Origin of the sequence: Stenotrophomonas sp. JAI102, from assembly GCF_013409105.1 — a bacterium.
Lineage (GTDB): Bacteria > Pseudomonadota > Gammaproteobacteria > Xanthomonadales > Xanthomonadaceae > Stenotrophomonas > Stenotrophomonas maltophilia_AA.
Genome location: NZ_JACCCI010000002.1, coordinates 464,330 through 478,443, shown reverse-complemented (window position 1 = coordinate 478,443; position 14,114 = coordinate 464,330). Strand labels below are relative to the sequence as shown.

Here is a 14,114-nt window from a genome sequence, read left to right as displayed (position 1 = left end):
CCGGAACCTTGAGTTAAATAAATTGGATCAGCGCCTGGCCAGAGCCAGGACCTGGAACATCAATCCGACGGCGATACCGGCCAGCAGCGCCAGTGCAGGCAGCTTGAAGACCAGGAACCCCACCATCAGGACGCCGAATACGAGCACCCACTTTGCCACCACCGCCAGGATCAGGCGGGTCATCGCCGAGCCTGCCGCCTGCACCCCGCCGCCCAGCGCCATCCGCGCGGCGACCCAGCCGGCTGCGGAAACCGCCACACCGGAGAGCAGCGCCCCCAGAGCGGCCTTCGGGCCTCCCCACATCAGCAGGGCAAGAGCCAGGACAGCCACTGCAGCGAGCGGGTAAACCGCTGCGCGCAGCATCAGTCGCCGACCCGCGTCAACGGAGTTCAGCACGTGAATGTCCTGCATGGTTGTGGGTAGAAAGGCCGAGGCCGCAAGCAAACGCCTCGTCGAGCCGCCAAATTATAGCAATGGGACAATTTGAGAGACAACCGCTGCCTGTTCATCCCGGATGTAAGCCCGCCGTTGGGGCCTCCCGCGCACTTGTGCCACCTGCGGTTCACCCGGTTTGCGCGGGAGCGGCGCGATGCGGCAGTGCAGCATGTTGAACTTTGGCCCGCTGCCCCGGTCAGTTCCATGAGCCTGCCGTTGAATCCTCGTCGGCGTCCCGCGAGCGGGCTGGTACAGGGTGGCCCCGAAGCCCTCTCCGGGGCCACCCTCTTTTTCGGGCCGCGCGGCGTCGCGGCCGAGCAGGGTCGCCCGAGGCAGGAACGGCATCCCACCCCGAAAACGGCCACCGCGCGGACCTGCGGCACGGCCGCACGCATGAACGGTACACACAGCGTCCACCATACCTTCACGAATGGTGGACGTCGCAGTGGGCAATGTGACGGCACATCACTAGAACCACCGCAAGGACCCCCGATGCGCCCGATGCTTTCCCTGCTTGCCGTGCCAGTCGCTCTGGCCGCACTTTCCTACGCCGCTCCGTCCCATGCTGCCGAAGGCGACGACCGCTTCGCGCTGCGCCTGGGTGCGATGCAGATCGATTCGGACAACACGATCCGCGGCAACACCAACATCGCTGGCCAGGATGTGGGCTTCTCCGAAGATTTCGGCCTGGGTGGCAAGGAATGGGAGCCGCGCGTGGACGGCATGTTCCGCATCAGCAACCGCCAGCGCCTGCTGTTCAACTACTTCAAGTACGACAAGGATCGCCGCGAGACCCTCGACGAGGGCGTGAGCTTCGGCGACACCAACGTGCCGGCCGGCAGCTTCATCAAGGGTGAGCTGAAGTACCAGGTCGCCAGCCTGGTGTACGACTACTCGGTGGTGGACACCGACACGTTCGACCTCGGCCTGCAGCTGGGTGCCGAGTACGCGAAGGTCAGCACCAAGGCCTACGCCGACGTCGGTGATCTGTACCAGGGCGAGTTCCTGGACGAGAAGGCTGACGGTGTCGCGCCGGTGGTCGGTGCTCGCCTGAGCTTCACCCCGTCCGAGAAGTGGATGATCACGTTCCAGGGCCAGTACCTGAACACCAAGTGGGGCAACTTCGACGATTACGACGGTGATCTGAGCCGTGCCAATGCGATCGTCGATTACCGCTTCACCAAGAACTTCGGCGTGTTCGCCGGCTACGACTGGTTCAAGCTGGACGTCGACCAGACCGGCAGCGATGGCACGATCGGTCTGAAGCAGGAGTTCAAGGGTCCGGTGGCAGGCGTCAGCTTCGTCTTCTAAGCCTTTCGCGACACTGCTCTCCAAGCGCGGCCCCCGGGAAATCGGGGGCCGCGTTTTTTTGCGCTTTGTTTTGGTAGGGCAACAAAAAACCCCGGCGTTCGCCGGGGTTTTTGCATCAGTGTCACCACCAACGATGGTGACCTACTTCTTCTTCGGCATGTACAGATCGGTGATCGTGCCGTCGTAGATTTCCGCGGCCATCGCCACCGATTCGCTCAGCGTCGGATGCGCGTGGATGGTGTGGCCGATGTCTTCGGCCTCCGCACCCATCTCGATCGCCAGGCCGATCTCGGCCAGCAGGTCGCCGGCGTGCACGCCCACGATCGCGCCACCGATGATGCGGTGGGTTTCTTCGTCGAAGATCAGCTTGGTGAAGCCCTCGGTGCGACCGATGCCGATCGCACGGCCGCTGGCGGCCCACGGGAACTTGGCCACGCCGACCTTCAGGCCCTTGGCCTTGGCTTCGGTTTCGGTCACGCCGACCCACGCGATTTCCGGATTGGTGTAGGCCACCGACGGAATCACGCGCGCCACCCATTCCTTCCTCTCGCCGGACGCCACTTCCGCGGCCAGCTTGCCCTCGTGCGTGGCCTTGTGGGCCAGCATCGGGTTGCCGACGATGTCGCCGATCGCAAAGATGTGCGGCACGTTGGTGCGCATCTGGCGGTCGGCCGGGATGAACCCACGGTCGGTGACCTGCACGCCGGCCTTCTCGGCATCGATCTTCTTGCCGTTCGGCGAGCGGCCCACCGCGACCAGCACGCGGTCGAAGGTGCTGGCGTCCAGACCCGGCTTTTCGCCCTCCACCGCGGCTTCGAAGGACACGGTGATGCCGGCCTTGTCCGCCTTGACGTCGGTCGCCTTGGTCTTCAGGTGGACCTCCACGCCCTGCTTCTTGAGGCGATCGGCCAGCGGCTTGACCAGGTCCTTGTCGGCGCCCGGCATCAGCTGGTCCATGAACTCGACCACCGTCACCTTGCTGCCCAGCGCCGCATACACCGTCGCCATTTCCAGGCCGATGATGCCGCCACCGACCACCAGCAGCGAACCCGGCACTTCGGCCAGCTCCAGCGCATCGGTGGAGTCCATGACGCGCTCGTCGTCCCACGGGAAGTTCGGCAGCTTCACTGCCTGCGAACCGGCGGCGATGATGCACTGCTCGAAACGCAGCAGCTGGGTCTTGCCGTCGTCGCCGACGATCTCCAGCTCGTTGGCCGAGACGAACTTCGCCAGGCCCTGCACGGTGCGCACCTTGCGCTGCTTGGCCATGCCGGCCAAGCCCTTGGTCAGCTGGGTGACCACCTTTTCCTTGTAGCTGCGCAGCTTGTCCAGGGTGATGGTCGGCTTGCCGAATTCGACGCCGAAATCACCGGCGTGGGCGACTTCGTCGATCACCGCGGCAGCGTGCAGCAGCGCCTTGGACGGGATGCAGCCCACGTTGAGGCAGACGCCGCCGAGGCTGGCGTAACGCTCGACCAGCACGGTGTCCACGCCCAGGTCGGCCGAACGGAAGGCGGCGGTGTAACCGCCCGGGCCTGCGCCCAGCACCACCATTTTGCATTCGATGTCGGCCGGCTTGCCCGAGGACAGCGCCGGCTGCGGCGCGGCCGGTTCGGCCGGGGCGCGGTGTGACGGGGTCACCGGCGGCTTGCTGGCCGGAGCGGCCTCGGCCTTCGGCGCTTCCGCCTTGGCCGGCGCGGCAGGCGCGGCGGCCTCGCCTTCGGCGTCCAGCACCAGCACGACGTCGCCTTCGGAGAGGTTGTCGCCGAGCTTGACCTTGATTTCCTTGACCACACCGGCGGCCGACGACGGCACTTCCAGCGTTGCCTTGTCCGATTCCAGCGTGACCAGACCCTGGTCCTTCTTCACCGTGTCACCCACGGCGACCAGCAGTTCGATCACCGGGACACCGCTGTAATCGCCGATGTCGGGAACCTTGATTTCAATTGCGGCCATTCGTGTTCTCCTGGTGCTCAGCCGGCCTTGCCGCCGAGCAGTTGCTGCAGTTCGTCGAGCGACTCGTCCAGATCTTTCCAGCGACGGTCGAGCTTCTTTTCCTTGGTGTCGCTGGCTTCGATCAGCAGCGCCACCTGTTTCATCATCAGCCGGCCCGCACCGCACTCCGGCCGGGTGCCGCTGTAACGCTGGCCATCCACGGTGAAGGACAGCACGTCACCGTCCAGCACCGGTGCCTTGCGGTCGCCCGGCACCTGCGCGGCCAGCGCGGCCTGCCAGCTGTGCAGCAGCCGCTGCGCCAACGGCGCCGGGATGCTGACCTGGTACTGGTCCGGCTGCTGGTCCACATGCAGCTCCACGCCGCCCTGGCGGGTGCCGCTGTTCCAACTGTAGACGCGCTTGTCGGCCCGGCTGTAACGCAGGGTCCATGCCTGGTCCCGGGGACCGGGCAGCAGCGCCACGCCGGTCTCCACGCCACGCTTGGGCAGGCTGACCAGCGACAACGCCGGCTGCGCGTTGCCGTCGAACAGGGTTTCCACTGCCTGGCCGTAGTTGCCGACCGCCGGTGGCCAGCCATGGCCCAGGTCGGACGCGCATTCGCGTGCACCCGCCTGCGCCATCGGCAGCGCCATCAGCAGCCCGGCCAGGACCAGGCCCTGCTTCACAGCAGGACGCGCCGCATGTCGGCCAGCACCTGCGAGAGGTAGGTGGTGAAGCGGGCCGCCAGTGCACCGTCGATGACGCGATGGTCATAGCTCAGCGACAGCGGCAGCATCAGCTTCGGGGCGAATTCCTTGCCGTTCCAGACCGGCTGGATCGATGACTTGGACACACCCAGGATCGCCACTTCCGGTGCATTGACGATCGGAGTGAACGCGGTACCACCGATGCCGCCCAGCGAGCTGATCGAGAAGCAGCCACCGCTCATGTCGGCCGGGCCGAGCTTGCCGTCACGGGCCTTCTTGGCCAGTTCGCCGGATTCCTGCGCGATCTGCACCACACCCTTCTTGTCGACGTCGCGGATCACCGGCACGACCAGGCCGCTCGGCGTATCGGCCGCGAACCCGATGTTGAAGTACTTCTTCAGGGTCAGGTTCTCGCCGCTGGCATCCAGCGAAGCGTTGAACTCCGGGAACTTCTTCAGCGCCGCGGCGCTGGCCTTGACCAGGAAGGCGAGCATGGTCAGCTTGATGCCGGCCTTCTCGTTTTCCTTGTTCAGCGCAACGCGCAGCGCTTCCAGCTCGGTGATGTCAGCCTGTTCGAACTGGGTGACATGCGGAATCATCGCCCAGTTGCGGGCCAGGTTCGCGCCGGAGATCTTCTTGATCCGGGACAGCGGCTGGACCTCGACCTCACCGAACTTGCTGAAGTCGACCTTCGGCCAGGGCAGCAGGTTGAGACCGCCACCGGCCGCCACGGTACCGCCGGTGGCAGCACCGCCGCCGGCCAGGGCCGACTTGACGAACTTCTGCACGTCGGACTTGGTGATGCGGCCCCCCTTTTCGGTGCCGCTCAGCTGGTTCAGGTCCACGCCAAGCTCGCGGGCGAACACGCGCACGGCCGGCGACGCGTAGGGCACCTTCTGCGGCAGCACGCTGTCGGCGTTGAAGGCGACCGGCGGGCTGGTCGGCGAGCCACCCGACGGGGCAGCGGCGGCCGGGGCCGGCTGGGTCGGCTTGGCGGCCGACTGCTCGATATCACGGGCGGCCAGCTTGTCCGGCTCAGCCTGGGTGGCGACCGGCTCGACCTTGGTCGCGGTCTCGGCGGCTTCCGCCTTGGCGGCCGGGGCCGGCGCAGCAGCGGCGGCCGGCGCGGCGGCCTCTTCGCTGACTTCGATCAGGGCCACGAGCTTGCCCTCGGAGAGGTTGTCGCCGATCTTGACCTTGATTTCCTTGACGATACCCGCCACCGAGGACGGCACTTCCATCGTGGCCTTGTCCGATTCCAGCGTCACCAGACCCTGGTCTTTCTTGACGGTATCTCCAACGGCGACCAGCACCTCGATTACCGGGATATCGCTGTAGTCACCGATATCGGGGACAAGTGCTTCCTTGATTTCGGCCATGGGGAAAACTCCGGCAATCTGGTGTAGGGAATCGCCTATTGTGGGGGCTTCGCGCGCCAGCGCCAACCGGCTTGGCGAATTTTCAGCGCCGCTGTCCCGGGACAGGCTGTTGCAGGCATCTGCTTTGGCCGGATTCGGCTTCGCGCAGCGCAAAGCGGAACTTTCCAGTCGGTACCGTATTGTCCGCGGCTGTCCCCGCCTCAGCGCCGCACGGCGTCGGCCAGCGGTTGCCATGCCTCCGTCAGCCGGGGCAACGGCCAGGCCGCGTTGGCCGGGCTGGTGGAGGGCAGCGACCAGACCGGCAGCGCCTGCGCCGGGCCGATCAGCGCCGGGGCAATGAAACGTTGGAACGCGCGGTACGCGGTTCCCCCATTGCAGGCGATCGCACGCAGTGCGGGCAACGCCGCAATTAGTGCACCCAACGCATTGGGCACTTCACTGCCCCGCGCGATCGACGCATCCAGGCTGCCGCGCCGCTCACACTGCCCGATCACATCCCACACGCCCACGCCGGCCGCGTTCAGTGCGCGCACGCGCTCCGGATAAGGAAGTGTCGCGTCGATCCCGCACACCACGCCCATCAGCGGCCAGAACCGATTGCGCGGATGTGCGTAGTACTGCGCGGCCTGCAGCGATGCCACGCCCGGCATCGAACCGAGGACCAGCACGCGGCAGTCGGTGTTCAGCTGCGCAGGGAAGCCGACGCACGTTGTTGTTTCCATCACACCGTCACCAGATGCATGAATGCCAAGCGTTGCATGATCCCCCGTAAACACAGCGGTTTTGCACTGATCGCTGAATGGAAACAACTAAATTTTAACGTGCGTCGGATGCGATTCATATTGCGGGGACTACGGTTGCCTCGCCCCACAACACCGGGGCCCAGAACAAAAACATCCTGAGGAGATTCCCCCATGCGCTCCATCCGTACCCTGACCCTGGCTACCCTGACTGCTCTTGCTTTTGCGCCGGCTGCTTTCGCGCAGGACAGCACTGTTGATACCGCATCCGGCAAGCACTTCGCCGTGGTCGGCGGCGTCTCGCTGCTGCAGCCGAAGAACGATCCGCTTGATGGCGTGCGCAAGGTGGACGGCGGCCCGGCCCCGACCCTGAGCTTCAGCTACTACATCAACGACAACTGGGCCGTGGAACTGTGGGGCGCAGCCGACAAGTTCGACCACCGCGTGCGCGGCACCGATGGCGCCCGCCTCGGCACCGTTGAGCAGCAGCCGATCGCGCTGAGCGGCCAGTACCACTTCGGCCAGGCCGACAACGTGTTCCGTCCGTTCGTGGGCGCCGGTTACTACGAGTCCAACTTCAGCAATGAAGACCTCGCCAGCGACATCGGCCACATCGGCGTCAAGACCGCCAAGGGCGCGATCGGCACCGTCGGCGTGGACATGAACATCAACAGCACCTGGTTCGCCCGCGCCGATGCCCGCTACATGCATTCGCGCCCGGAGCTGACCGTCAACGGCGAAGGCACCGGCGACAAGGCCAAGCTGGATCCGTGGACCGTGGGCTTCGGCATCGGCGCGCGCTTCTAAGCACGCCGTTCCGCACCACGCAGTACGCACAACGGGCCCCTCGCGGGCCCGTTGTCGTTGTGGGGCCGCGACCTTCATCGGGCGTTGCCGGCCGCTGGCCGAGACTGGACCCCACGACGGACCCCGCCGGTCCGTCCCGGGGAGCCGATGCGCGAATCCTTCGACATGCTGGTGGTGGGCGGCGGCATCAACGGCGCCGGCATCGCGCGGGATGCCGCCGGGCGCGGCCTCTCGGTGTGCCTGTGCGAGCAGGATGACTTGGCCGCCCACACCTCCAGCGCCAGCACCAAGCTGATCCATGGCGGCCTGCGTTATCTGCAGCAGGGCGAGTTCGCCCTGGTGCGCAAGGCGCTCAACGAGCGCGAGACACTGCGCCGGCTGGCACCCCATCTCATCGCGCCCACCGCGTTCGTCCTGCCGCACGCGCGCCATCTGCGACCGGCGTGGATGCTGCGTGCCGGGCTGTGGCTGTATGACCATCTCGGGCAGGCCAATCCCCACTTCCCGCCGTCGCAGCGCATCGACCTGCAGCGCGACCCGCGTGGTGCGGCGCTGAAGGCGAGCTACCGGACCGGTTTCACCTATGCCGATGCGCGCGTCAACGATGCGCGGCTGGTGCTGCTCAACGCCCTCGATGCACATGAGCGCGGCGCCGATATCCGCACACGCACCCGCTGCGAACAACTGATCCGCCACCGCGACCATTGGTGGGCCGTGCTGCGCCGTACCCACGGCGATGTGCAGCGGATCCGTGCCCGCTGCGTGGTCAACGCGAGTGGCCCGTGGGCCGGCACGGTGCTGGAACGTGCAGGGCTGGATGCGCCGCTCGGGCTGCGCCTCGTGCAGGGCAGCCACCTGGTGGTGCCGCGGCTGTTCGCACACGACAGCGCCTACCTGTTCCAGCAACCCGACCAGCGCGTGGTGTTCGCGATCCCCTTCGAACAGGACTTCACGCTGATCGGCACTACCGATACCGATTTCGACGGCGACCCGGCGCAGGTGCGGCCGCGTGCGGACGAGGAAACGTATCTGCTCGATGCGGTGAACCGCTTCGTCCGCCGCCCGGTGCGCGCCGAGGACATCGTCTGGCGCTACAGCGGGGTGCGCCCGCTGCTGGCCGATCATCACCGGGATGCGTCGCGGGTCACCCGCGACTACCGGCTGGAACTGGACATCGCCGGCGCGCCGCTGCTGAGCGTACTCGGCGGCAAGCTCACCACCTACCGCGCATTGGCCGAGGAAGCACTTGGGCGCCTCTCGCCTTCGCTGCCGGAGATGGGGTCGGCATGGACGGCCGGTGGACCGCCGCTGCCGGGTGGCGATGGCGGTGAGGCCGCCCAGGTGGCGGGCACGTTGCAGCACGACCACCCTCGCCTGCCGCCTGCCCTGCTGCAGCGCCTGGCCAGCAGCTATGGCACCCGTGCGCGTGAGTTCCTGGCGGGGGCGCAGACGCTCGAGGCGCTGGGCCAGGACCACGGCGGCGGCCTCCACGACCGCGAACTGGACTACCTCATCGCGCACGAATGGGCCTGCACCGCCGACGACGTGCTGTGGCGCCGCAGCCATCTCGGCCTGCGCCTGGATGCCGGCCAGCACGCGGCATTGGCGGCCACCCTGCAGGCGCGTGTTTCTATGCCGTAGGCTGTACGTCTGTCACGCCTCACGGCATGGATTTCCACGGAGCAGACCATGGACAAGCACTACGTGCTCGCCATCGACCAGGGCACGACCAGCTCGCGCGCCATCCTGTTCGACCGCGCCGGGCGCATTGCCGGCAGCGCGCAACGCGAGTTCACCCAGATTTTCCCGCAGCCGGGCTGGGTCGAACATGACCCGCGCGAGATCCTGACCAGCGTCTACACCACGATCACCGAGCTGTTGAACCGGCACCAGGTCGACCCGCGCACGATCGCCGGCATCGGCATCACCAACCAGCGCGAGACCACCGTGGTCTGGGACAAGGCGACCGGGCAGCCCATCCACAACGCGGTGGTGTGGCAGTCACGGCAGAGCCACGCGATCTGCGAGCAGCTCAAGGCCGCCGGCCACGAGCCGCTGATCCGGCGCAGGACCGGGCTGTTGATCGATGCGTATTTCTCGGCAACCAAGATCCGCTGGATCCTCGATCACGTCGAGGGCGCGCAGTCGCGGGCCGAACGCGGCGAACTGCTGTTCGGCACCATCGACAGCTGGTTGATCTGGAACCTCAGCGGTGGCCAGGCGCACGTCACCGACGTCACCAATGCCGCGCGCACGCTGCTGTTCGACATCCATGCACTGCAGTGGGACGACGAGCTGCTGGCGCTGTTCAACATTCCGCGCGCTATGCTGCCGCAGGTGCGCAGCTCCAGCGAGGTGTACGCCACCACCCAGGCGCAGTTCTTCTTCGATCAGCATCTGCCGATCGCCGGCATCGCCGGCGACCAGCAGGCCGCGCTGTTCGGCCAGGCCTGTTTCGAGCCGGGCATGGCCAAGAACACCTATGGCACCGGCTGTTTCATGCTGATGAACACCGGGGACAAGGCCGTTACTTCCGAGAATGGCCTGCTCACCACCATCGCGTGGGGTATCGATGGACGCGTGGAGTACGCGCTGGAAGGCTCGATCTTCGTCGCCGGCTCGGTCGTGCAGTGGCTGCGCGACGGGCTGCGCATGTTCGGCAAATCCAGCGACTGCCAGGCCTATGCCGAGCGCGCTGCCGACAACGGCGGCGTGTACCTGGTGCCCGCCTTCGTCGGGCTGGGTGCCCCGTACTGGCGCAGCGATGTGCGCGGCGCGATGTTCGGCCTGACCCGCGGCACCACCAAGGAGCATTTCATCCGCGCCGCGGTGGAATCGATGGCGTACCAGACCCGCGACGTGCTGGCGGCGATGCAGGCCGACGCCGGGATCGAACTGAAGGAACTGCGCGCCGACGGCGGTGCGATCGCCAATGACTTCATGGCGCAGTTCCAGAGCGACATCCTCGGCGTGCCGGTGCTGCGCCCGCAGGTGGCCGAGACCACCGCGCTGGGCGCAGCGTACCTGGCCGGCCTGGCCACCGGGTTCTGGAGCAGCCGGGCGGAGATCGCCGAACAATGGGCGGTGGACCGACGTTTCACCCCGCAGATGCCGGCGGACCAGCGCGAGGCGCTGTACGCCGGCTGGCAGCAGGCGGTAGAGGCGACGATGGGGTTCCGCGTGGGGTGACGCCCGGGGCCGAGCGTAGGTCGGCGGTCATGCCCCGGTAGGAGCCGACCGTTGGTCGGCGGTCATGCCCATCGGTAGGAGCCGACCGTTGGTCGGCTCGCGCGGGCGCCGGTCAGAATGCCGGGAGGACCGCACCCTTGTACTTCTCGGCGATGAAGGCCTTCACTTCCGGACCGGTCAGGGCCTTGGCCAGCTGCTGCACGCGGGCATCGTCCTTGTTGTCAGGACGCGCGACCAGGAAGTTCACGTACGGCGAATCCTTGCTTTCGATCGCCAGCGCGTCCTCGGTCGGGTTGAGTCCGGCATCGAGCGCGTAATTGGTATTGATCAGGGCCAGGTCGACCTGGTCCAGCACGCGCGGCAGCATCGCCGAGTCCAGCTCGCGGAACGTGAGCTGCTTCGGGTTGGCGATGATGTCGCGCTGGGTGGCCAGTGCGTTGGTCGGATCCTTCAGCGTGATCACACCCGCCTTGTGCAGCAGGATCAGCGCGCGGCTGTTGTTGCTCGGGTCGTTGGGGATCACCACATCGGCACCGTTGGGCAGCGCATCCAGTGATTTGAAACGGCGCGAGTACGCACCGAAGGGCTCGATGTGCACGCCGATCACCTTGACCAGGTCGGTCTTGCGGTCGCGGTTGTACGCGTCCAGGTAGGGCTCGGTCTGGAAGTAGTTCACGTCGACCTGCTTCTGCACCAGCTGGTCGTTGGGCTGCACGTAGTCGTTGAACACGCGCACCTCCAGGGTCAGGCCTTCCTTCTCCAGGATCGGCTTGACCACGGCGAGGATCTCGGCGTGCGGCACGGCGGTCGCGGCCACCACCAGCTTCTTGGAGTCATTGGCCGGCTTGCCGCAGGCGGCCAGGGCCAGCGAGGCGGCGAGCAACGGGAGCAGCAGGTACTTTTTCATGGGGGCAGCGGAATCCGTCAGGGCAGCAACGCCCCACGATACCGCACGCCCCGGCCCTTGCGGAATCCGGGGCATATGACCCCACGGCATGAGCCGATGCCGGCCCGGCCGGCTTACTCGTAGCTGGTCAGCGCCAGCGCCAGCAGCGCCTTGGCCTGTTCGCGCAGCATCACCGGCTCGACGATTTCCGCGTCCGAGCCATAGTGCAGGACATCCATCAACAGCTCGCGCGAGACGCTGTAGGGCAGTTTGAGTTCGTACCGGCCATCGGGCAGGAAGCGGCCCTGCTGCTTGGAATGCCAATGCTCATCGGCCACCCAGCGCGCGGCCTTGGCACTGAACACGATCGTGGCCCAGCCCTTGGGCGGACCGGAGAAGATGCCGTAGCTGGCACCGAGCTGCTCGTCCAGCTCGGTCTCGTCCACGTCGCGCGCGGTGGTATCGATCACGCGCGCCTTGTAGATGCGATCCACCGCGAAGCTGCGCAGGCCCTCGCGGCCGTGATCCCAGGCATCCAGGTACCAGTTGTCGCGGTAATGCGTCATGCGCTGCGGCGACACGGTGCGCTGGGTCGCCTCGTCGGTGGAGCGGGCCCGGTACTCGAACGCCAGCTGCTTGCGCTCCAGCACCGCCGAGGCTACCGCGCGGAAGCTGGCTTCATCGAACTTGCGGCCGCGGTGCGGGATGACCCGGACCCGGTCGACCGGCCAGGTCGAAACACCGGCCTGCGCCGCCAGCAGGCCTTCGATGCGCTGCTGCAGCGGGGCCAGCACCGAAGACAGCACGCCCCCGCCGGTGCGCGAGAGCAGGTGCTGGGAGGCGAGCAGCGCGTGCAGTTCTTCCGAGCTGAGCCACAGGCCCGGCAGCTCGAAGCGGTCGCTTTCGTCGGCCTGGTAGCGGAATCCCGCCTCGCCATCGCCTTCCACCGGGGCCATCAGCGCATCGCGCAGGAAGGCCAGGTCGCGGTAGACAGTCGCGCGGGAACACTCCAGTTTTTCCTGCAGGGCCGCCACCGTTACCGGATAACGAGCGGACTTGAGCAGGCGATGCAGGGCGTTGATGCGTTCATATCGGTCCATGACCCGATTATGTCCGAGTCGCCGTCGTTGTGGCGGCTTCGGCGGCATCTTCGGCTATCGTGGGGCCCCCATTGCCTGCTGCTGCCCGTCATGCGCCTGTTGCCCGCCCTTGCCCTGTCCGCCGCCGCCCTGCTGTCGGGGGGCTGTGAGCGCACTGAAACGCCCGCGGCCACCGTACCTGCCGCGACGGCACCGGCCGCCGACCCGGTCGGCACCGTGCTGGCCGCCAGCCAGCGCTTCGGCCAGCTGCGCAGCTTCCACGCGGTGATGAAGATGCAGGGCCCGCGCGCCCTGGAAGCGCAGATGGACTACGTGGCCCCGGACCGCTACCGGCTGATCACCGACGATGGCCCGCAGACGATCATTGGTGGCACCTTCTTCCTCCAGCGCGCCGGCGAAGTGCGCCAGGTCCCGGTGCCCGAAGGGATGCTGGCCCAGTGGCGCAATCCGCTGCCGGCCGATCTGGAGCCGGCGCAGCTGCAGGTGCGCGACCTCGGCGAAGAACGCGCCGGCGGCCAGCGCGCCCACAAATACGAGGTGCGCCACGCGACCGCCGCGCCCGATGGCCTGCTCTACTGGGTCAATGCACAGGGCCTGCCGGTGCAGATCGAACGCAAGGGCGAGACCAACGGGCAGCCGTTCCGGATCACCGTGACCTACTCGCGCTTCGACGACGCCTCGCTGCGGATCGACGTTCCCTGAACAGGGATCAAGGCCGAACGGGCCCTAAAGCCGGGGCCCGTCGCCGAATGTGACGCAGAACGCATCAAGTATCATCCCCCCCTTGTTGTCCCCCCCTTGTCCGATCACGGAGAACCGTTGATGTCCCTGCGCGTTTCGTTGCTTGTTCCCCTGCTGCTCTGCGCCCCGGCGGTTTATGCACAGGACGTTGCCGAACTGGCGGCGATGACCTCCCCCTGGAGCGGCAGTGGCGGTGAACTGGGCTTTGCCTCGGCCCGCGGCAACAGCAATACCGAGAGCTTCAACGGTCGCCTGCGCCTGCGCTACACCGACGATGACTGGGTGCACAGCATGGACCTGTTCGGCCTGCGCTCGCGCTCGGAGTACACCGATACCAACGACGACGGCACCACCATCCGCCGCCGCAACACCACCGCCAACCGCTACACCGGCAGTGCCGGCAGCGCGCTGCAGCTGGGCGAACACCGCCAGATCACCGCGACGGTGCGTTACGAGCGCGACGATTTCGCCACCTATGACCGCCAGAGTTCGTTCGGCCTGGGTTACGGCACCCGGATCATCGAGAGCGAACGCTTCTACATGGACGCGCAGATCGGCCCCGGTGTGCGCCGCACCCACAACACCGAAGACGATGCCACCCGCACCGGCCTGATCGGTCGCGGCCTGTTCGATCTCAAGTACACGCTGACCCCGAACACCGACCTGGTCAACACGCTGCTGGTCGAATCGGGTTCGTACAACACCTTCGCGCAGAACGATTTCGGCGTGTCGGTGAGCATGAACGAGCACCTGGCGCTGAAGGCCGGCTGGCAGGCGCGTCACAACAGCGACGTCGCCGAAGACAAGCGCAAGACCGACACGCTGACCACCATGAACGTGGTCTACAAGTTCAAGTGAGGTGGGTGTAGTGCCGGCCAGCGGCC

General features: G+C 66.8%; 13 protein-coding genes. 6 read left to right on the top strand and 7 right to left on the bottom strand.

Annotation, left to right across the window (positions count from 1 at the left end; all coding sequences use genetic code 11):
* Positions 1-27: 27 nt before the first annotated feature.
* Positions 28-396, bottom strand: coding sequence for a hypothetical protein (locus tag HDC96_RS10790; protein ID WP_179459983.1), 369 nt, complete (start codon positions 394-396; stop codon positions 28-30).
* A 531-nt stretch (positions 397-927) separates the two neighbouring features.
* On the opposite strand from HDC96_RS10790, the gene HDC96_RS10785 reads away from it, so the two are divergent.
* Positions 928-1,746 carry a hypothetical protein gene (locus tag HDC96_RS10785; RefSeq protein WP_179459982.1) on the top strand — a complete coding sequence of 273 codons (819 nt, stop codon included), beginning with the start codon at positions 928-930 and terminating at the stop codon, positions 1,744-1,746.
* 141 nt (positions 1,747-1,887) lie between these two features.
* Here HDC96_RS10785 and lpdA read toward each other — a convergent pair whose 3' ends face one another.
* The 4 genes from lpdA to HDC96_RS10765 form a co-directional block, all read right to left on the bottom strand.
* Positions 1,888-3,702 carry a dihydrolipoyl dehydrogenase gene (gene lpdA / locus HDC96_RS10780; protein ID WP_179459981.1) on the bottom strand — a complete coding sequence of 605 codons (1,815 nt, stop codon included), beginning with the start codon at positions 3,700-3,702 and terminating at the stop codon, positions 1,888-1,890.
* A 17-nt stretch (positions 3,703-3,719) separates the two neighbouring features.
* Positions 3,720-4,334, bottom strand: a complete 615-nt coding sequence (locus HDC96_RS10775) for a hypothetical protein (RefSeq protein WP_179460395.1) — start codon at positions 4,332-4,334, stop codon at positions 3,720-3,722.
* A gap of 29 nt (positions 4,335-4,363) precedes the next feature.
* Positions 4,364-5,767: a dihydrolipoyllysine-residue acetyltransferase gene (gene aceF / locus HDC96_RS10770; protein WP_176988109.1), complete on the bottom strand. Its 1,404-nt coding sequence runs from the start codon at positions 5,765-5,767 to the stop codon at positions 4,364-4,366.
* 200 nt (positions 5,768-5,967) lie between these two features.
* A complete protein-coding gene (locus HDC96_RS10765; RefSeq protein ID WP_179459980.1) occupies positions 5,968-6,489 on the bottom strand; it encodes a DNA-deoxyinosine glycosylase in 522 nt (173 codons plus the stop codon).
* Between the two features lie 192 nt (positions 6,490-6,681).
* On the opposite strand from HDC96_RS10765, the gene HDC96_RS10760 reads away from it, so the two are divergent.
* The 3 genes from HDC96_RS10760 (at position 6,682) to glpK (ending at position 10,503) form a co-directional block, all read left to right on the top strand.
* Complete coding sequence (locus HDC96_RS10760) at positions 6,682-7,314, top strand: OmpW family outer membrane protein (RefSeq protein WP_019183623.1); 633 nt, start codon at positions 6,682-6,684, stop codon at positions 7,312-7,314.
* Positions 7,315-7,461: 147 nt separating this feature from the next.
* Positions 7,462-8,955 carry a glycerol-3-phosphate dehydrogenase gene (gene glpD, locus HDC96_RS10755; protein ID WP_179459979.1) on the top strand — a complete coding sequence of 498 codons (1,494 nt, stop codon included), beginning with the start codon at positions 7,462-7,464 and terminating at the stop codon, positions 8,953-8,955.
* A gap of 48 nt (positions 8,956-9,003) precedes the next feature.
* Positions 9,004-10,503 (top strand): glycerol kinase GlpK, encoded by a 1,500-nt coding sequence (gene glpK, locus HDC96_RS10750; RefSeq protein WP_179459978.1) that lies wholly within the window; start codon positions 9,004-9,006, stop codon positions 10,501-10,503.
* A 112-nt stretch (positions 10,504-10,615) separates the two neighbouring features.
* Here glpK and HDC96_RS10745 read toward each other — a convergent pair whose 3' ends face one another.
* Complete coding sequence (locus HDC96_RS10745; RefSeq protein ID WP_179459977.1) at positions 10,616-11,410, bottom strand: MetQ/NlpA family ABC transporter substrate-binding protein; 795 nt, start codon at positions 11,408-11,410, stop codon at positions 10,616-10,618.
* 113 nt (positions 11,411-11,523) lie between these two features.
* Positions 11,524-12,489 carry a YafY family protein gene (locus tag HDC96_RS10740; RefSeq protein ID WP_121040104.1) on the bottom strand — a complete coding sequence of 322 codons (966 nt, stop codon included), beginning with the start codon at positions 12,487-12,489 and terminating at the stop codon, positions 11,524-11,526.
* Between the two features lie 90 nt (positions 12,490-12,579).
* Here HDC96_RS10740 and HDC96_RS10735 point away from each other — a divergent pair, with 90 nt between their 5' ends.
* Together HDC96_RS10735 and HDC96_RS10730 are read left to right on the top strand one after the other, a co-directional pair.
* Positions 12,580-13,191, top strand: coding sequence for a hypothetical protein (locus HDC96_RS10735; RefSeq protein WP_179459976.1), 612 nt, complete (start codon positions 12,580-12,582; stop codon positions 13,189-13,191).
* Positions 13,192-13,311: 120 nt separating this feature from the next.
* Entirely contained in the window at positions 13,312-14,088 is a 777-nt protein-coding gene (locus HDC96_RS10730) for a DUF481 domain-containing protein (protein ID WP_179459975.1), read from the top strand.
* The last annotated feature ends 26 nt before the right edge of the window (positions 14,089-14,114 follow it).